Here is a 17156-nt window from a genome sequence, read left to right on the forward strand (position 1 = left end):
GCATCCTCTCCACCGACAGGAACCGACCGCTCCCGGTACTCTGGCACGGTCGACTCCGCCATCCGGCGCGGTGAGACGGGGGGGATCACATGACCTGGCAGGATGCGGGGCGCGTCGAGAGGCGGCCGACGGAAGACGCTCACCCCGGGTGGGGGTGGGGCGTGGTGCTGGTGCCCGTGGCCGTCGGACTCGCGGCTCTCGGGCTGTTCTTCATCCGTGAGCTCGACCCCGGGATGGGCACCGTGATCGGCGTCGCGCTCATCGCCTGGGCCGTGTCTCTCGCGATGCCGTTCTTCGTCATCGCCTGGTATGCCGTGCAGGCTGCGTGGAAGGCATCACGCGAAGAGCGCGGGCAGACGTTCGCCGCACCGTCGCACGCGCTGCGGCGCATCGGGTTCGGCATGCGCTGGAGCTTCCGCGCACGCGGCACGCTCTTCAATCCCGCGTCGTACGTCGGACCCGACCTGCCGATGCTCGTCGTGGGCAAGGTGGTGCACATCCTCGCGATCGTCGTCCTGGTGATCGCCGGGCTCGTCGCCGCTCTCGTCGGGATCGCCTCGCGCTGAGCGGGATCCCGCATCCTCCGATGCGTCGTTGCCGATCCGCGAATCAGGATGCCGGAACGGATGCCGCGCGCAGCTGCGCGGGACTCCAGCGGACCCCGAGCGCGCTCGACAGCGCCACCTGTGCGACCCCGGTCGAGATCGACGCGTCGGCATCCGCGAAACGCACCGGAACGTTCGCGGTGCCCGTCGCCGTGTAGTCGATCTCCGCCTGCACGAGGCCGAGGAACGGGTCTCCGAGCGCGCGCGCCGGCCCCCCGATCACGACCTCGGCCGCGTCGAGCACTGCGGCGATGAGCTTGATGGTGCGCGCGAGTGCGCGTGCGCCCTCAGCCAGCTTCTCTTCATCGGCAGACGCGGCCAGCGCGGTGATCGCCTCGTCATCCATGGCGTCATCGAAGTCGTCGCCCAGCATCGCCGTCATCGACGACGCCGATTCCAGGCATCCCTGGCGTCCGCAGCGACACGCGCGCGCATCCTCGCCGAACTGCACCTGGACGTGACCGATCTCGCCCGCGCGGTCTCGTGGGCCCGGTGCGAGTTCGCCGTCGAGAGTCACCGCCGCACCGATCCCGGTGCCGATGTGGATGAACAGCCGGTATCCGGACGACTCATCCTCTCGGGCCGCTTCGGCGATCGCCTCGGCATCGACGTCGTTCACGAGAAGGACGGGAACCGAGAGCAGGCGCTCGAAGCGCTCGGCGAGCGGCACGTCGGTCCATCCGAGCTGCACGCTCTCGAACACGCGACGGCCGTCTGTCGTTCCGGGAAGCTGCACGCCGGCGACGAGCAGCCGTCCGGCGTACTCGGCGGCGATCTCCGTCAGCGCAGCGTCGAGCATTCGCACCCGTGATTCATCGGAGAACGCGACTCGCCGCGTCTCGACCTCGGTGCCGTCGAGCGCGACCAGAGCGATGCGCGCATCGGTCGGTCGGATCACGAGCACCAGGATGACGTGATGCTCGGCCTCGATGCTCAGCGTGGTCGCGCGTTTGCCGCCCGTGCTGGCGGCCTGCTCGCCGTCGACGACCAGCTGCAGCTCGATGAGCTCGGCGACCAGCGACGAGGCCGTCGCCGCGGTCAGGCCGGTGGCTCGGGCGATCCCCGCCCGGGTCTCGGAGCCCGGGTTGCGGAAGACCAGCTGCAGCGCCCGGCGCAGGTTCGCGCGGCGGACCGAGGCCTGGGTGTCGAGTGCGTCATCGCCGTTCAGCATGGTGCCGGTCCCGGTGCAGGAATCAGTTGACAGACCTGGTGGTTCTGCGTACCCTCGGTCATAGTTTATTCAATAAACTTAGTTCGGTCCCCGGGCGAGTGAGTGCTGCACACACTGTCACTCGCTCGGAAGGCCGGATCATCGTCCTTCGGCGGCTTCGGTGTGATGGCGGATCACTTCGGCCACGACGAAGTTGAACCACTTCTCGGCGAACTCCGGATCGAGATGCGCCTGCTCGGCGAGTGCCTTGAGCCGCGCGACCTGCTGTTCCTCGCGACCCGGATCGGATGCCGGCATCTCGTGCTCGGCTTTGAGCTGACCGACCTGCTGCGTGGCGCGGAAGCGCTCGGCGAGCATGAAGATGAGTGCGGCGTCGATGTTGTCGATGCTCGAACGCAGTCGGAGGAGTTCAGCTCGGGGGTCTTCGGCGGCGGTCATGCCCCCTACTCTACGGAAACACGCGGCAGAACGACCCCACCCTGAAGGGGGGATGCCTCCCGGATGGACCCGCGCTCGGCCGCTATCGTGAGCACATGAGCCGAGAAGAGCAGGACCCGTCGAAGAGCGCGTCTGCTGCCGCATCCGAACCCTCCTCGGCACCCGACGTCGCAGCGTCGATCACCGAAGCATCCGCCGACACCCCGGGGTCCGCGAGCTCCCCCGCAGGAGACACCGCCGTTCCGGCGATCTCCCCGCACACCCCGAAGACGTCGCCGGCAGTTCATCACGGGGTCGTCGAGCCGATGACTCCGAGCCGCTCGTTCTGGACGCGCATCGACCGGCCTTTCGTGTTCGGATTCCTGGTGACGATCGGCGGCCTCGCCGCCATCGTGCTCGGTCTGGCCGTCGCGAACCTGTCGACCGTGCTCATCTACATCGCCCTGGCGCTGTTCGCCGCCCTGGGCCTCGACCCCACCGTGCGCTTCCTCGAGCGGCGCGGGCTGTCTCGCGCCATCTCGGTGGTCGTCGCGATCCTCGGGCTCGTGGTCGTGGCGGGTCTCGTCGTGTGGATGGTTCTGCCGGTCGTGATCGACCAGGTCGCGAGCTTCGTGAGGTCGGTGCCGGGGATGATCCAGGAGTTCACCCGCAGCGACATCTACGCGACGCTCGACGCCCAGTTCGGCGACCAGTTCCAGGACCTCGTCGCCGATGTGCAGACGTTCCTCACCGACCCGGGAAACATCGCCGCGATCGGCGGAGGAGCGCTGCAGGTCGGCGCCTCGATCGCCAACGCCATCTCGGGCATCATCGTGGTGCTCGTGCTCACGCTCTACTTCGTCGCGACGCTGCCGTCGATCAAGTCGGGGATGCTCCGTCTCGCTCCCGCACGTGACCGCGCTCGCGCAAGCGACATCACCGAGCAGATCACCGATTCCGTAGGCGCCTACGTGATGGGAATGGTCGTGCTCGCGTTCTGCAACGCCGTGCTCGCTTTCCTGCTCTATCTGTTCCTGGGCCTGCCTTTCCCGCCGCTCATGGCGACGGTCGCGTTCTGCATCACGCTGATCCCGCTCGTCGGATCGGTGATCTTCTGGATCATCGGCACGAGCCTCGCCCTGTTCACGAACCCTGTGGCAGCGCTCGTCTTCGCCCTCATCTACCTCGTGTACATGCAGATCGAGGCCTACGTCATCACCCCGCGCGTCATGAACAAGGCCGTCGCCGTTCCGGGTGCCCTCGTCGTGATCGGCGCCCTCGCCGGCGGCACGCTGCTCGGCCTGCTCGGCGCTCTCGTGGCGGTGCCGGTCGCGGCATCCATCCTCATCGTGATCAAACAGGTGCTGATACCCCGGCAGGACGCCAGGGTCTAGGCAGTCCCTGGACGCAGAAGTGCCCGGCCCCCTGGGGGCCGGGCACTTCTGTGAGGACGACTCGGATCAGACGAGGTCGTTGTCAGCGAGCCACTTCTTCGCGATGTCCGCGGAGGACTGCTCCTCGACGGTGCTGAGCACGTTGAGGGCTACGAGCTCCTCGCCGGTCAGCTTGGCGCTGATGGCGTTGAGGACATCGGAGACGTCGTCGGCGATGTCACTCGAGACGATCGGCACGACGTTCGACGAGATGATCAGGTTCTCGGGGTCTTCGAGAGCGACGATCTCCTCGGTCTCGAAAGCCGGGTCGGCGGTGTAGATGTCGGCGACCTGGATCTGCCCGGCGAGCAGCGACTCGAGCGTGGTCGGGCCGGTGGCCGAGAACGTCAGGTCGACGCCGTAGACCTCTTTGGCCTTGGCCGGGCTGTACGGACGCTGCTCGAACTCCGGAGCCGCACCGATCGTGACCTCGGAGGTCACCTTCGAGAGGTCGCCGATCGTCTTCAGGTCGTTCTCCTCGGCGAAGCTCTTCAGCACCGTGTAGGAGTCCTGATCGGTCGCCTCGGCGAAGTCGAGAGCGGTCAGGCTCTCGGGAAGGGCCTCCTGCAGCGCCGCGTAGACGTCGTCAGGGCTCGTGACGTCGACCTCGTCATCCGAGATGTACTCGAGCAGGCTGCCCGTGTACTCGGGGAAGACGTCGATGTCGCCCGACTCGACATCCGGCATGTACGCGTCACGCTGGCCGATGCTGAGCTGCTTCTCGACGTCGAAGCCGGCGGCCTCGAGCGCCTGGGCGTAGATCTCGGCGATGATCTCGTTGGAGTAGTACGCCTGCGAGCCGACGACGATCGTGTCGCCGCTGCCCGAGCTCTCACCGGAGTCGGACGGCTCGTCGAGCGGATTGCTCGACGAGCAGGCGGACAGGGCGAGTGCAGCCGCGGCGACAAGACCGACGGCGAAGACAGAGCGCTTGCCTCGTGCTGTGAACATGGACTTCCTCTTTTCTGAAACTGCTGTGGGGGACTGCTGCTGTGTGGAACTGCGCGGTAGGGACGGAGGAGCCGGTGCGCGATCAGGCCGTGGCCGGAGCCGCGGCGGGAGCGAGGTCGCGCGACCGGCGACGGGTGGGACGGCCGGCACGGAGCCCCGCCGGCACCGCGGCGTGCTGGGCTGCGGCGAGGATCAGGTCGACGAGCAGCGCCAGCGTGGCCACGAGGATCGCCCCGGCCAGCACCTGATCGAACTTCTGCAGGGGAATGCCCTGGATGATCGGCCAGCCGAGGCCGCCGAGATTCACGTAGGCGGCGATCGTGACGGTCGCGATGACCTGAAGCAGGGCTGAGCGGAGGCCGCCGACGAGCAGAGGCAGTCCGAGCGGCACCTCGACCTTCCAGAAGATCTGCCAGCCGGTCATGCCCATCGCCTTGGCCGAATCGATCACGCGGCGATCGATCGCCTCGAGCCCCGTATACGCGCCGGCGAGCAGCGAGGGGATCGCGAGCAGAACGAAGGTGATGATGGCCGCCTGCGGCACACGCAGCACGCCGAGCAGGAGGACGAGCAGGATCATCAGGCCGAACGCGGGAATCGCTCGCGCCGCGCCGGAGATCGCGACCGCGACCTCGCGTCCCTTGCCCGTGTGGCCGATCAGCCAGCCGATCGGCACCGCGATCACCGCGGCGATCAGCACCGAGATCACCGTCAGGGCGAGATGCTCGGCCAGCAGCTTGGGCAGCGCGTAGTTTCCCGTCCACTGCTCGGGAGCGAGCATCCAGGCGAAGGCCTCGGCGAAGAGATTCATGCCGGGGCTCCCAGCGCGATCGGCCGAGGCGCGACCTTCTTCGAGGCGGCGCGCGTCCACGGCATCAGCGCGCGACCGATCAGCAGCAGGATCAGATCGATCACGAGGGCGATGATGACCACGGCGACGACGCCCGCGAACACCTCGGCGATGATGCGCCGGTCGAGGCCGTTCGTGAACAGGTAGCCGAGGTTGGTCACGCCGATCAGGATGCCGACCGTGGCGAGCGAGATGGTGCTGACGGCCGTCACGCGGAGTCCGGCGAGGATCACCGGACCGGCGAGCGGGAACTCCACCGCCCAGAATCTGCGGAAGGCGGCGAAGCCCGTCGCCGTCGCCGCCTGGCGCACATCGTCATCGACCGAATCGAGACCGTCGGAGACCGCGCGCACCAGGATCGCGATCGCATAGATCGTGAGTGCGATGACGAGATTCGACTCGCTCCGGGCCGAATACCCGGCGACCGAGGGGAGCAGGATGAGCAGCGCGAGCGACGGGATCGTGTAGAGCAGACCGGTGAGCACGATGATCGGGCCGCGCACCAGCCGGAAACGCCACGCGACCCAGCCGAGCGGGAGCGACAGCACGAAACCGAGCACGATCGGGATGATGCTCTGACGCAGATGCACCAGAGTCAGATCGAGGATCAACCCGAGGTTGTCGGTGACCCAGTTCACGCGCCCTCGCCCCGCACAGCGCCGAGGGCGGCGGCATCCGGCCCCGCCAGAGGGCCGTCGGACGTCTCGGCCGCCGCGACGATCGCACCCTGCGTACGCCCCTCGGAGTCCACCACGACGGTGCCGTGCGGGGTCTCTTTGAGGTGCAGGGCCCGACGCCCACGGTCGGCTCCGATGAACGAGGCGACGAAGTCGTCTGCCGGGTTCTCGATGATCTCGCTCGGGCTGCCCACCTGCACGATGCGCGCGCCCTTGTCGAGGATCACGACCTGATCGCCGAGCAGGAAGGCCTCGTCGATGTCGTGGGTGACGAACACGACGGTCTTGTCGAGCTCGTGCTGCAACCGCAGCGTCTCCTGCTGCAGGTCGGCGCGCACGATCGGGTCGACGGCGCCGAAGGGCTCGTCCATCAGCAGGATGTTCGGATCCGCCGCAAGACCGCGGGCCACACCCACACGCTGCTGCTGACCGCCCGAGAGCTGACTGGGATACCGGTCGGCGAGTGACTGGTCGAGCCCCACCGTCTTGAGCAGCTCACGCGCGCGCTCGTGCGCCGGCCCCTTCTTCACGCCGGTCAGACGCAGCACGGTGGCGACGTTGTCGATCACCGTGAAGTGCGGCATCAGGCCGGAGTTCTGCATGACGTAGCCGATGCGGCGGCGCAGGGCGACGGGGTCGCCGCCGAGCACGCTCTCGCCGTCGATCTCGACCTCGCCCGAGGTCGGCTCGACCATGCGATTGATCATGCGCAGCAGAGTCGTCTTGCCGCATCCCGAGGATCCGACGAACACCGTCGTCTTGCGGGACGGCAGCACCAGGCTGAAGTCCTTCACGGCGGTCGTGCCATCGGGGAACTGCTTGGTGACGTTGCGGAACTCGATCACGATTTACTACTCTCCGGTCGATCGATCGACGAGGCGCGCATCAGCGCCTCGACTGCGGCATACAGAGGTCATGCAGAGACCTCGACCCGCGGGTCGAAGGCGACGAAGCCCGAGAAGTCCTTGCCCACACGGTCGAAGGCGCTCGGATACGGCGTCGGATAAGACCAGGCGTAATCGGTGTGCAGCTCGCCACCGGCCTGGACGGAGAAGTACTGGGCGGCGCCCTTCCACGGGCATGTGTACGGAGTGGGGCTCTCGACGAGCACGCCCTCCGTGATGGATGCCGGCGGGAAATACCAGTTTCCCTCGATGCGCGCGAGATCGCTCTCGTCGGCTTCGGCGATGACGGTTCCTGCGAGTACAGCCTTCATGGTCCTGCCTCCTCGGATGTGTGTTCGAGCGTATAAGACGTGTGCGACATTCGGCCGGGGGTTGTGCCGGAGGTCGTCAATGTGGGAAACAATCCTGCTCCGGGCGCGCCGATCGCGCCAGTCTCTCGTCGGTTGTTCGGAGCGGATGCTGAAACGGATGGGCCGCGCGGCGTCCGTCGTCGGCATCGGTCCGATGCGCTCAGGCCGAGTCCCTCCCATAGGACTCGAGCAGCCGCAGCCAGATCTCGCTGATCGTCGGGTACGCCGGAACGGCGTGCCACAGGCGGGCGATCGGCACCTCGCCGACGATCGCGACCGTGGCCGTCTGCACGAGCTCGGCGACCTCGGGGCCGACGAAAGTCGCTCCGATGATCACCTCGCGCTCCTTGTCGATCACGAGGCGGGCCTGCCCCTCGAAGCCGTCCTCATAGAGGCTCGCGCCGGCGACAGAACCCAGGTCGTAATCGACGACGGCGACGTCGGTTCCGGCCTTTCGGGCCTCTGCCTCGGTGTGCCCGACCGAGGCGACCTCGGGGAACGAGAAGGTCACCTGAGGGGCGCCCGCGCCGTCCGCGGTGGCGACGTGACGACCCCAGGCCGCATCGTCGACGTCCTCGCCCTTGGCGCGCGCCGCGATCACGTCGCCCGCTGCTCGCGCCTGATACTTGCCCTGGTGCGTGAGCAGCACACGACCGTTCACATCGCCGACCGCATAGAGCCAGTCGGATCCGGGAACACGCAGCGTGTCGTCGACCGTGATCCAGCGACCGGGCTCGAGACCAGCGACGTCGAGGCCGATGTCGCCGCTGCGAGGAGACCGCCCGGTCGCCACGAGGACCTCGGCAGCGGTGACCGTCGACCCGTCGTCGAGCACGATCTCGACTCCCTCGTCGCCTCGCGTCACGCTGGTCGTGCCGGTGTCGGTGCGGACGTCGACACCGAGCTCCTTCAGCCCGGCCGCGACACGCTCCCCGGCGAACGGCTCCATCGAACCCAGCAGACCGCTGCGGGCGATGATCGTCACCGTCGAACCGAGGGCCGCATAAGCCGTGGCCATCTCGACCGCCACGACCCCGCCGCCGATCACGGCCAGCGACTCGGGCAGCTCCTCTGCGCTGGTCGCCTCGCGGCTGGTCCAGGGGGACGAGTCGCGCAGGCCCTCGATGGGCGGGATCACGGCATCCGATCCGGTGCTGATCGCGACGGCGTGGCGGGCGCGGAGCACGCGGGTGCCGCCGTCGGCATCCGTCACCGTCACCTCGCGCTCACCCGTCACACGACCGTGCCCGCGGGCGAGGTCGATGCCGGCGGAGTCGAGCCACTTCACCTGCCCGTCATCCGACCAGTTGCTCGTGAACGAGTCGCGGCGGTCGAACACCGCACGCACGTCGAGCGACCCCGTCACCGCCTCGGCCGAGCCCTTGACCTTCTGCGCGGCTCGCAGCGCCTGGGCCGGACGCAGCAGCGCCTTCGACGGCATGCATGCCCAGTACGAGCACTCACCGCCGACCAGCTCGCTCTCGACGATGATCGCGGTCAGTCCGTTCTGCACGGCGCGGTCGGCGACGTTCTCGCCCACCGGCCCGCCGCCCAGCACGATCAGGTCGTAGTCGTCGGTCTTCTCAGCAGTCATGGGGTGCACCTCTCCGTCGCCCAGTCTTGCTCAAGTCCAACGTCGAGTCACGGGGTGGTTGTTCCGCGACGCGCCGTCGGGCGCGTTGCGACCTGAGTTGTGAACGTCCGGTCAGGCACCCCGAGGCGCCACCCGAGGAGCGAGCACCGCCGCGGCGAGCGCGATGATCCCCGCGAAAGCGAACACCGCGACGAACGGGTCGCCCACCCCCGCGATGCCGGTGAACAGCACCCCGGCGATCGCGAGCGCGAGCGCGCTGCCGAACGAGTCGGCGACGGTCATCGCCGAGCTGTTGAAGCCCTGGTTCTCGGGTGCCGACATCTCGAGCGTCAGCGCGCTGGTCCGTGGGCTCATGAGCCCCATGCCCGCACCGGCGACGATCCAGGCGACGATGATCACGGCGACCGGCGCGGCGAGCATCACGGCGACGAGCGCCAGCAGGACGCCTGCGACGACCAAGACCGTGCCGACCCGCACGGCCACCGCACTGGAGAGCCGGACGCCCAAGCGTCCCTGAAGGGTGGCGGCCGCCGACCAGGCCAGCGCCCCGCCGGTGAGGGAGAGCCCCGCGATGGTCGGCGACACCGCGTAGCGGTCGGTCAGCAGGTAGGGGATGTAGACCTGAGCGCCGAAGAATCCGGCGGCGGCGAGCCCTCGCACGAGGAGCACGGAGGGAAGGCCGCGTCGGGCGCGGAGGGTTCCCGCGGGCAACAGCGCACGAACCGCGACGAGCGCCACGACGACCGCGACGGCCGCGAGAACAGGACCCGCTCCCGGCACATCGCCCACCAGATTCAGCGCGAGCACGGCGACCGCCGCGAGCACCGACCAACCGATCCGCCCGAAGGCCCATGGCGTCGTCGCATCGCCGTCGCCGTCGCCGGAGAGGCCCCGGAGCGCGGGGACGACCATGAGCAGCGCCGGCACCACGAGGAACACGACGCCGAGGAAGACCCAGTGCCAGCTCCACAGTTCGGTGACGGCACCCGCCACGGTCGGCCCGATGAGCGAGGGCACGACCCAGGCTGCGGCGAACCCCGCGAAGATCGCCGGATGCAGCTCGCGTGGATACACGCGGGCGACGACCACATAGAGCGCCACCATCAGGCCGCCGTTGCCGAGCCCCTGTGCGAAGCGTCCCGCGACGAGCACCTCCATGCTCGGCGCGAGTCCGGCGACGACCAGACCGAGGACGAACAGCGCCACCGACGCGTAGAGGGGGGCAACGGGTCCCCGGCGATCCGCCCAGTTGCCCGCAACCGCCATGCCGATCACACCGGTCGCGAGCGGACCCGCGAACGCGAGGGCGTAGAGGCGCTCGCCGGCGAGGTCGGCGCTCACCGCCGGCATGACCGTCGTGACGGCCAGGGACTCGAACGCTCCGAGGAACACGAGCGCGCACGCGCCGATCGTGATCCATGCGTAGGTGCCGCTCAGGATGCCGGTGCGGGCGTTGGCGGTCGGAACCGCACCCGTGTCGATAGTCATAGGCTCGACCGTAAAACCTCAACAATGGTTGAGGTCAAGCCGCGAACGACGGGCGCGTCAGCGAACCGGCAGGATGTGCGTCGGCGCCGGGGCCTGCGCGAGGTGGCGGATGCCGAGCGGCGCGCCGGTGCGCTCGTCGAGGTCGATCAGCGCGACGGTGTCGGAGCGCTGCCCCGCGACCAGCAGCTTGCCCTCGTGCACGACGTGATGACGCGGCCAGTCCACGCCCGAGTCGGCGAGGGCGATCGACTCGAGAGCCTCGCCTCCCCCGCGCACACGGAGCGCGGCGATCGTGTTGCTGCCGCGCAGGGCCGTGTAGAGGAACTGCGCGTCACGGCTGCGGGCGAGTTCGGCGGGGAAGTCCACGCCGATCTCGGCGATCGGGCTCGCGAGCACCGACGACACGACAGCCCACGTGCCGTCGCGCCCGGCGCCGAGAGTGAACACCTCGCACGAGTACTCGGTCACCACGTGCAGGTGGCCGCTGGGGTGCACGACCATATGCCGGGGGCCGGTGCCGACGGGCAACACGACCTCGTGATCGAGCACCAGGCCACCCCCGGTGGGCCGCCAGATCCGCACCAGGTCGAAGCCGAGATCGGTGGTCGCGATGCGCCCGTCGGCGAGGAAGGCTGCCGAGTGCGCGTGCGATGCGCGCTCCTCACCCGTCGCGGTGAGCTCGCCGGGGTACGGATCGGATGCCGCGACCGCGACGCCCGCCGGAGGCGCCGCCTCGAGCGGCTCGCCGAGGAGAGCGGCACGCAGCTCGGCTGCCTTGTTCACGGCATCCGGCACCAGGCGGCCCTGCGAGTCGATGCCGATGCGGACGACCCGGCCGTCGCCGTAGCAGCTCGCGACGAGGAACGATCCGCTCGACGAGACCGCCACGTGGCAGACGCCGTCGCCCGCGGCGACCGGCTCACCGAGCGGCTTCAGAGTCGAGTCGCCGCTGCGCGCGAACGCCTGCACTCCGGCATCCCCTTCGAGCGCCGCGTAGACGACGTCGAGCGACGGATGCTGCGCCAACCACGACGGGGAGGGGGTCTGCGTGACCGCTCCCCGATACTCGAGTGCGGTGGGCGCGCTCTCGTCGCCCGCGAGCAGGCCGATGCCGTCGGCCGAGCCGTCCATCGCGGGTCCGTACCCGCCGAGCCAGAACCGGGTCATGTCAGCCTCAGTCGAGCAGGTCGTGACGCACGATGACCTGGTCGCGCTCGGGGCCGACGCCGATGACGGAGATGCGCGTGTTGCTCATGCCCTCGAGCGCGATGACGTAGTCCTGCGCGTTCTTCGGCAGGTCGTCGAACGTGCGTGCGGTCGAGATGTCCTCGCTCCACCCCGGGAAGTACTCGAGGATCGGCGTCGCGTGGTGGAAGTCGGTCTGGTTGACCGGCACCTCGTCGAAGCGCCGACCGTCGACGTCGTATGCGACGCAGACGGGAATCTGCTCGAGTCCGGTGAGGATGTCGAGCTTGGTGAGGACGAGATCGGTGATGCCGTTCACACGCGTCGCGTAGCGGGTGATCGGGGCGTCGTACCAGCCGACCCGGCGCGGACGGCCCGTGGTGGTGCCGAACTCGAAGCCGCGCGACCGCAGCCACTCGCCCTGCTCGTCGAACAGCTCGGTGGGGAACGGACCGGAGCCGACACGGGTCGTGTAGGCCTTCACGATGCCGACGATGCGGTCGAGCGCTCCGGGGCCGACGCCCGATCCGGTGGACGCGCCGCCCGCCGTGGCCGACGACGACGTGACGAACGGGTAGGTGCCGTGGTCGACGTCGAGCATGGTGGCCTGACCGCCCTCGAACACGACCACCTCATCGCGGCGCAGGGCCTCGTCGAGCAGGTATCCCGTGTCGGCGACCATCGGCCGCAGGCGCTCGGCGTACGAGAGCAGGTCTTCGACGACCTCGTCGGCGGTGATCGCGCGACGGTTGAAGATCTTCACCAGCAGGTGGTTCTTCTGGTCGAGGGCGCCTTCGACCTTCTGGCGCAGGATGTTCTCGTCGAAGAGGTCCTGCACGCGGATGCCGACGCGGTTGATCTTGTCGGCGTAGGCGGGGCCGATGCCACGGCCGGTCGTGCCGATCATGCGCTTGCCGAGGAAGCGCTCGGTGACCTTGTCGAGAGTGCGGTGGTACTGGGTGATGATGTGCGCGTTGGCGCTCACCTTCAGACGGGAGACGTCGATGCCGCGGCCGCCGAGCGCCTCGAGCTCGCTGAAGAGCACCTCGAGGTCGATCACGACGCCGTTGCCGATCACCGGCGTGACGCCCGGCGACAGGATGCCGGACGGCAGCAGGTGCAGTGCGTACTTCTCATTGCCGACCACGACGGTGTGGCCCGCGTTGTTGCCGCCGTTGAACTTGACGACCCAGTCGGTGCGCTCGCCGAGCAGGTCGGTGGCCTTGCCCTTGCCCTCATCGCCCCACTGGACGCCGACGATAACGATTCCTGGCATGGGTATCCCCCTTGCTTTCGCCGGGTTTGCACCGGCTGATGAGCTGGCCCTCTTCGGGCGGCTCCATCCTATCGAAGGTCGTTCGCCGACCCTCCGGGCTGTGGGCGGCGGACGCTCTCGAACGGACTGCAGCGACCCGTGGCGGAAAACGAGCGGATGCTGTCGCTCGGGCGCATCGCCGATGTCGGTGGCCGGTGCCAGGATCGAAGGATGCCGAAGACCGGTCGCGTGCGCCGCGACGACAGCCTGAACCCCGCGAAGCCCCGCCCACAGGGTCCGCTCGTGCTTGTCGCCGCACTGGTGACGGTGGTGCTGTGGGCCTCGGCGTTCATCGGCATCCGCGGTGCCGGTCCGCACTTCGACCCGGGCGCGCTGGCGCTGCTGCGCATGGCTGTAGGAAGCGCCGTGCTCGCGATCATCGCGGTGCGCCACGGCATCCGTCTTCCCGACCGGAGGCACTGGTGGCTCGTCGCGGTCTGGGGCGTCGGGTGGTTCTGCGTCTACAACCTGGCCCTCAATGCCGCCGAGCGCACGCTCGACGCCGGCACGGCCGCGATGGTGGTCAACCTCGCGCCGCTCATGGTGGTGGTCTTCAGCGGGCTCTTCCTGCGTGAAGGCTTTCCGAAGCCGCTGATCATCGGCGCGCCGATCGCCTTCCTCGGTGTCGTCCTGATCGGCATGAACTCGTCGACGAGCGAGGGTCCCGACATCACCGGGCTGCTGCTCGCGCTGCTCGCGGCAGTGATGTACGCGGGATGCACTCTGCTGCAGAAGCATCTGCTCAGCGCGGGGTCCGACGCGACCACGCTGACGTTCCTCGGCGCGGTGGCCGGCACGGTCGCGCTGCTCCCGTGGGCAGGCAGCCTGGTCGGAGCACTGCAGACGGCGCCGCTCGGCTCGACGCTGTGGGTGGTGTATCTCGGCATCTTCCCGACGGCGATCGCGTTCACCACCTGGGCGTACGTCCTGCAGCGCAGCACGGCCGGCCAGACGTCGGCGACGACCTATGTCGTGCCCGCGATCGCGATCCTCATGTCGTGGGCGATCCTCGGTGAGGTGCCGACCCCGCTCATGTTCGTCGGCGGTGCGCTGTGCCTGCTCGGGGTGCTCGTCACACGGATGAAGTGGGGACGCCGCGCCGCGTGACGTGACGGCATCGAGGCTAGCGTCAACCGGCATACTGACCGATAAAGTGTGCGCGGAGGCGAAATGACGACCTGGTGGCCCTACGCCCGACTGGCAGCAGCAGCGCTCGGACTCGCGGCGATCATCGCCCAGCTCGCACGCAGCGTCGAGAACGCTCTCGCGGCCACCACCGAGTGGGGCCAGCACCTGCCGACGGTCGCGGCGAACTTCCTCAGCTTCTTCACGATCCTGTCGAACCTGCTCGCGGCCATCGTGCTGATCGTCGCCGCGGTCTGGGCGCTGCGCCACCGTCACGACGAGGAGCGGGAGCCCGGCTGGCTCGCTGTCCTCCTCGTCTGCGTCAGCACGTACATGATCGTCACGGGCATCGTCTACAACACCCTGCTCCGCGGCGTCGAACTGCCCCAGGGCGTCACGGTCCCCTGGTCGAACGAGGTGCTGCACGTCGTCTTCCCGTTGTTCCTGCTGGTCGACCTGCTGTTCGCTCCGCGGCGGCGCGCGCTGCGCTGGCGTGCCGTGGCGATAGCGACGATCTTTCCCATCGTGTGGGTCGTCTACACGATGATCCGGGCGAATCTCATCATCGCCCCCGCCACCGGCGAGGCCTGGTGGTATCCGTACCCGTTCCTCAACCCCCACATCGTGCCGGGCGGCTATCTCGGGGTCGCCGGCTACATCATCGCCATCGCCATCGCCATCATCGGCGTGGCCTGCGTGGTCATCTGGGTGGGCCGCAAGCGCGGCGCCCCTCAGGACGTCGCCGACACGACGCACGCCGAGGAGTCCCCGCGCGCCCGAGGATGATGCGGCGAGAAGCCTGCCCCGAGGCGGAGCGGCTCACTGCTGCGGCTATCGGGTTCCGCCCTCGGGCCTGAACGTCGCGAGCACCGGATCGCTCACGTGCTGAGGAGTCGTGGCCAGGGCCTCGCGCGGATCGAGGAGGCGAGTCGGAACACGGTCACCGCGAAGCTCCTCCCGCGTCGATGGTTCGAGTACGTAGAGACGAAGGGCGAGCCAGAGCAGTGTCCCGTCCAGCCCCAGCGCTGCCGGGTCGATGTCAATCACGCCGCGCCTGCGTGAGAAAGGATGACGCCACCGTTCCCGATAGCTCTGGGCGTCAGGACGAACACCCACCTTCAGAACCATCGAGTTGTTCATGCCGACGCCGAGGTCGATGCTCTGGATGTCGTCCCAGTGCACTTCGGCATCCAGGTGGAAGGTCGCGGATCCGAGTCCGCGGGGATGCAGGAACAGTCGCCGAGGCTGCCGCAGTGAGATCAGGTGACTGACGACAGGACCCAGCAGCAGCACGGCGACCAGTGCCCAGATGATGCGCCACACACCGCTGACGGTCGCCGCCACGACCGCGAAGGTCGACGCGGCGGCGAGCGCCGCGACCAGCGTCATCGCGGGCACGAGCTTCGATCCGGGGAGGAGGATGCCCCCGGGGACGCTCGCACTCGCCCGACTGATGTCCTCCGCGCTGACGCGCCGGCGAGAGAGCGTGGTGAGCCAGAGTGTCACCGCGATCACCCACCACAGCGAAGGGACAGCGATGAGCACGCCGATCATGGATCGCATGGACCCGGTGTCGTGCAGGTACGCCCAGGCGCAAGCAGAGGTGGCGACGGCCGCGAGGATCACGTTCAGCACGACCACGGCCACCCACAACGGTCGTCCGATCGAGTACTCGAGCGCACTGCGCGGCATCGTTCTGGGCTGCTTCATCGTTCCCGCATCATCCGAAGATCGAGTTCTCAGCTAAGCACGCGTCCGTCGCTCCGCCGATATACGCGTCGGGCCGGATCAGATCCCATGATGTCGAGTCACGGATGCCGTCCCCCCTGCGTGGCCCGCCGCCGCGCCATCCGCGCCGGGGCCGGAGCCGCGCCGGCCGATGCGGTTACGCTGGTCGACGGGGGTCGTCGACGCGTCCCCCGTGGGAACGAGGAGACACACCGATGAACGAGCCTTACGCGCCCGGCCCCTCCGCAGGTTCGACGCCGCCGCCTCCGCCTGCGCCCTCCTCCCAGGCCGCCGCGCCGGCTCCTCCCGCTCCCGCGACCCGCGCCGAATCGTCGGCCCCCGCGGCCTCCCCGTCGGCGAGCAGGAAGTCCGAAGCGCCGACGGACGCCGAGCTCCAGCGCGCGAGCGCCGTGCTGAAGACCGTGTCCGACGCGTACTCGGCCAAGATGGTCGGCCAGGAGCGTCTGCGCATGAGCCTGCTGATCTCGCTGATCGCGGGCGGGCACATCCTGCTCGAGAGCGTTCCGGGTCTGGCGAAGACCACCGCGGCCAGCACCCTCGCCGACACCGTGAGGGCGCAGTTCAAGCGCATCCAGTGCACCCCCGACCTGCTGCCCAGCGACATCACGGGCAACCAGATCTACGACGCGGCGACCGGGTCGTTCCGCACCGTGCTCGGACCGGTGCACGCGAACTTCGTGCTGCTCGACGAGATCAACCGCTCGAGCGCCAAGACCCAGAGCGCCATGCTCGAGGCCATGCAGGAGCACCAGACCACGATCGGCGGCGAGGTCCACCACCTGCCCAAGCCGTTCCTGGTGATCGCGACGCAGAACCCGATCGAGCAGGAGGGCACCTACGAGCTGCCCGAGGCGCAGATGGACCGCTTCCTGCTCAAGGAGATCGTCGAGTACCCGAGTCCCGCCGAGGAGTTCGAGATCCTCGGCCGCATCGACTCGGGAGTGCTCGATCCCGACCGTCACGTCTCGAGCGCCATCAGCCTCGACGACGTGCACATGCTGCAGGACGTCGCGAGCCGTATCTACGTCGACCCCGCGATCCGCAACTACATCGTCTCGATCGCGTACGTCACGCGGAACCCCGCCCCGTACATCGGCGAGGAGCGCGCGCGCTTCATCAAGTACGGCGCGAGCCCGCGTGCGAGCATCGCGTTCCTGCAGGCGTCGCGGGCGCTGGCGCTGCTCAACGGCCGCGGCCACGTGATCCCCGAGGACATCCGCTCGCTGCGCCACCTCGTGCTGCGTCACCGCGTGCTGCTGACGTTCGAGGCAGACGCCGAGGGCATCCGCAGCGAGGAGATCATCGACCAGATCTTCGCGTCCGTCCCCACGCCCTGACCCG

17 protein-coding genes are annotated in these 17156 nt (G+C 68.8%); 5 read left to right on the forward strand and 12 right to left on the reverse strand.

The window, feature by feature from the left end; genetic code table 11:
- Nucleotides 1-89 precede the first annotated feature (89 nt).
- Nucleotides 90-566: a hypothetical protein gene (locus ACZZZF_RS10785; protein ID WP_400339531.1), complete on the forward strand. Its 477-nt coding sequence runs from the start codon at nt 90-92 to the stop codon at nt 564-566.
- A 43-nt stretch (nt 567-609) separates the two neighbouring features.
- On the opposite strand, the gene ACZZZF_RS10790 is transcribed toward ACZZZF_RS10785, so the two are convergent.
- On the reverse strand, nt 610-1776 hold the full coding sequence (locus ACZZZF_RS10790; RefSeq protein ID WP_053098344.1) for an ROK family protein: 1167 nt from the start codon (nt 1774-1776) through the stop codon (nt 610-612).
- A gap of 138 nt (nt 1777-1914) precedes the next feature.
- Complete coding sequence (locus tag ACZZZF_RS10795) at nt 1915-2214, reverse strand: chorismate mutase (RefSeq protein ID WP_053098343.1); 300 nt, start codon at nt 2212-2214, stop codon at nt 1915-1917.
- Nucleotides 2215-2309: 95 nt separating this feature from the next.
- Here ACZZZF_RS10795 and ACZZZF_RS10800 point away from each other — a divergent pair, with 95 nt between their 5' ends.
- Entirely contained in the window at nt 2310-3587 is a 1278-nt protein-coding gene (locus ACZZZF_RS10800) for an AI-2E family transporter (protein ID WP_463498298.1), read from the forward strand.
- A 66-nt stretch (nt 3588-3653) separates the two neighbouring features.
- Here ACZZZF_RS10800 and ACZZZF_RS10805 read toward each other — a convergent pair whose 3' ends face one another.
- The 9 genes from ACZZZF_RS10805 to ACZZZF_RS10845 all read right to left on the reverse strand — a co-directional run bounded on the left by ACZZZF_RS10805 (nt 3654) and on the right by ACZZZF_RS10845 (nt 12902).
- Nucleotides 3654-4577 carry an ABC transporter substrate-binding protein gene (locus tag ACZZZF_RS10805; protein ID WP_056275893.1) on the reverse strand — a complete coding sequence of 308 codons (924 nt, stop codon included), beginning with the start codon at nt 4575-4577 and terminating at the stop codon, nt 3654-3656.
- Between the two features lie 82 nt (nt 4578-4659).
- Nucleotides 4660-5388, reverse strand: a complete 729-nt coding sequence (locus tag ACZZZF_RS10810) for an ABC transporter permease (RefSeq protein ID WP_053099329.1) — start codon at nt 5386-5388, stop codon at nt 4660-4662.
- Entirely contained in the window at nt 5385-6065 is a 681-nt protein-coding gene (locus ACZZZF_RS10815) for an ABC transporter permease (RefSeq protein ID WP_230101098.1), read from the reverse strand. The genes ACZZZF_RS10810 and ACZZZF_RS10815 overlap by 4 nt, the downstream gene beginning before the upstream one ends.
- Nucleotides 6062-6949: an ABC transporter ATP-binding protein gene (locus ACZZZF_RS10820; protein ID WP_082586468.1), complete on the reverse strand. Its 888-nt coding sequence runs from the start codon at nt 6947-6949 to the stop codon at nt 6062-6064. The genes ACZZZF_RS10815 and ACZZZF_RS10820 overlap by 4 nt, the downstream gene beginning before the upstream one ends.
- Before the next feature lie 68 nt (nt 6950-7017).
- Complete coding sequence (locus ACZZZF_RS10825; protein WP_056275888.1) at nt 7018-7320, reverse strand: DUF427 domain-containing protein; 303 nt, start codon at nt 7318-7320, stop codon at nt 7018-7020.
- 199 nt (nt 7321-7519) lie between these two features.
- On the reverse strand, nt 7520-8953 hold the full coding sequence (locus tag ACZZZF_RS10830; protein ID WP_463498300.1) for a dihydrolipoyl dehydrogenase family protein: 1434 nt from the start codon (nt 8951-8953) through the stop codon (nt 7520-7522).
- Nucleotides 8954-9064: 111 nt separating this feature from the next.
- The gene (locus tag ACZZZF_RS10835) at nt 9065-10441 is read right to left on the reverse strand and encodes an MFS transporter (protein ID WP_463498302.1); all 1377 of its coding nucleotides are present in this window, start codon (nt 10439-10441) and stop codon (nt 9065-9067) included.
- 57 nt (nt 10442-10498) lie between these two features.
- Nucleotides 10499-11608: a lactonase family protein gene (locus ACZZZF_RS10840; RefSeq protein ID WP_072590450.1), complete on the reverse strand. Its 1110-nt coding sequence runs from the start codon at nt 11606-11608 to the stop codon at nt 10499-10501.
- A 7-nt stretch (nt 11609-11615) separates the two neighbouring features.
- Nucleotides 11616-12902 (reverse strand): adenylosuccinate synthase, encoded by a 1287-nt coding sequence (locus tag ACZZZF_RS10845; RefSeq protein WP_056275880.1) that lies wholly within the window; start codon nt 12900-12902, stop codon nt 11616-11618.
- A gap of 210 nt (nt 12903-13112) precedes the next feature.
- Between ACZZZF_RS10845 and ACZZZF_RS10850 the strand changes: the two genes are divergently transcribed.
- Together ACZZZF_RS10850 and ACZZZF_RS10855 are read left to right on the forward strand one after the other, a co-directional pair.
- Complete coding sequence (locus tag ACZZZF_RS10850; protein WP_187249102.1) at nt 13113-14048, forward strand: DMT family transporter; 936 nt, start codon at nt 13113-13115, stop codon at nt 14046-14048.
- A 63-nt stretch (nt 14049-14111) separates the two neighbouring features.
- Nucleotides 14112-14852, forward strand: coding sequence for a Pr6Pr family membrane protein (locus ACZZZF_RS10855; RefSeq protein ID WP_463498304.1), 741 nt, complete (start codon nt 14112-14114; stop codon nt 14850-14852).
- A gap of 45 nt (nt 14853-14897) precedes the next feature.
- Here ACZZZF_RS10855 and ACZZZF_RS10860 read toward each other — a convergent pair whose 3' ends face one another.
- On the reverse strand, nt 14898-15776 hold the full coding sequence (locus ACZZZF_RS10860; RefSeq protein ID WP_463498306.1) for a hypothetical protein: 879 nt from the start codon (nt 15774-15776) through the stop codon (nt 14898-14900).
- A gap of 233 nt (nt 15777-16009) precedes the next feature.
- Here ACZZZF_RS10860 and ACZZZF_RS10865 point away from each other — a divergent pair, with 233 nt between their 5' ends.
- Nucleotides 16010-17152, forward strand: coding sequence for an AAA family ATPase (locus tag ACZZZF_RS10865; protein WP_463498307.1), 1143 nt, complete (start codon nt 16010-16012; stop codon nt 17150-17152).
- Nucleotides 17153-17156 lie beyond the last annotated feature (4 nt).

Source organism: Microbacterium sp. AC215 (assembly GCF_979258645.1).

Excerpts from the sequence above, each read along its gene's own strand:
- ACZZZF_RS10785 (WP_400339531.1), top strand. The coding sequence starts at position 90 with ATGACCTGGCAGGATGCGGGGCGCGTCGAGAGGCGGCCGACGGAAGAC.
- ACZZZF_RS10790 (WP_053098344.1), bottom strand. The coding sequence starts at position 1,776 with ATGCTGAACGGCGATGACGCACTCGACACCCAGGCCTCGGTCCGCCGC.
- ACZZZF_RS10795 (WP_053098343.1), bottom strand. The coding sequence starts at position 2,214 with ATGACCGCCGCCGAAGACCCCCGAGCTGAACTCCTCCGACTGCGTTCG.
- ACZZZF_RS10800 (WP_463498298.1), top strand. The coding sequence starts at position 2,310 with ATGAGCCGAGAAGAGCAGGACCCGTCGAAGAGCGCGTCTGCTGCCGCA.
- ACZZZF_RS10805 (WP_056275893.1), bottom strand. The coding sequence starts at position 4,577 with ATGTTCACAGCACGAGGCAAGCGCTCTGTCTTCGCCGTCGGTCTTGTC.
- ACZZZF_RS10810 (WP_053099329.1), bottom strand. The coding sequence starts at position 5,388 with ATGAATCTCTTCGCCGAGGCCTTCGCCTGGATGCTCGCTCCCGAGCAG.
- ACZZZF_RS10825 (WP_056275888.1), bottom strand. The coding sequence starts at position 7,320 with ATGAAGGCTGTACTCGCAGGAACCGTCATCGCCGAAGCCGACGAGAGC.
- ACZZZF_RS10830 (WP_463498300.1), bottom strand. The coding sequence starts at position 8,953 with ATGACTGCTGAGAAGACCGACGACTACGACCTGATCGTGCTGGGCGGC.
- ACZZZF_RS10835 (WP_463498302.1), bottom strand. The coding sequence starts at position 10,441 with ATGACTATCGACACGGGTGCGGTTCCGACCGCCAACGCCCGCACCGGC.
- ACZZZF_RS10840 (WP_072590450.1), bottom strand. The coding sequence starts at position 11,608 with ATGACCCGGTTCTGGCTCGGCGGGTACGGACCCGCGATGGACGGCTCG.
- ACZZZF_RS10845 (WP_056275880.1), bottom strand. The coding sequence starts at position 12,902 with ATGCCAGGAATCGTTATCGTCGGCGTCCAGTGGGGCGATGAGGGCAAG.
- ACZZZF_RS10850 (WP_187249102.1), top strand. The coding sequence starts at position 13,113 with ATGCCGAAGACCGGTCGCGTGCGCCGCGACGACAGCCTGAACCCCGCG.
- ACZZZF_RS10855 (WP_463498304.1), top strand. The coding sequence starts at position 14,112 with ATGACGACCTGGTGGCCCTACGCCCGACTGGCAGCAGCAGCGCTCGGA.
- ACZZZF_RS10860 (WP_463498306.1), bottom strand. The coding sequence starts at position 15,776 with ATGAAGCAGCCCAGAACGATGCCGCGCAGTGCGCTCGAGTACTCGATC.
- ACZZZF_RS10865 (WP_463498307.1), top strand. The coding sequence starts at position 16,010 with ATGAACGAGCCTTACGCGCCCGGCCCCTCCGCAGGTTCGACGCCGCCG.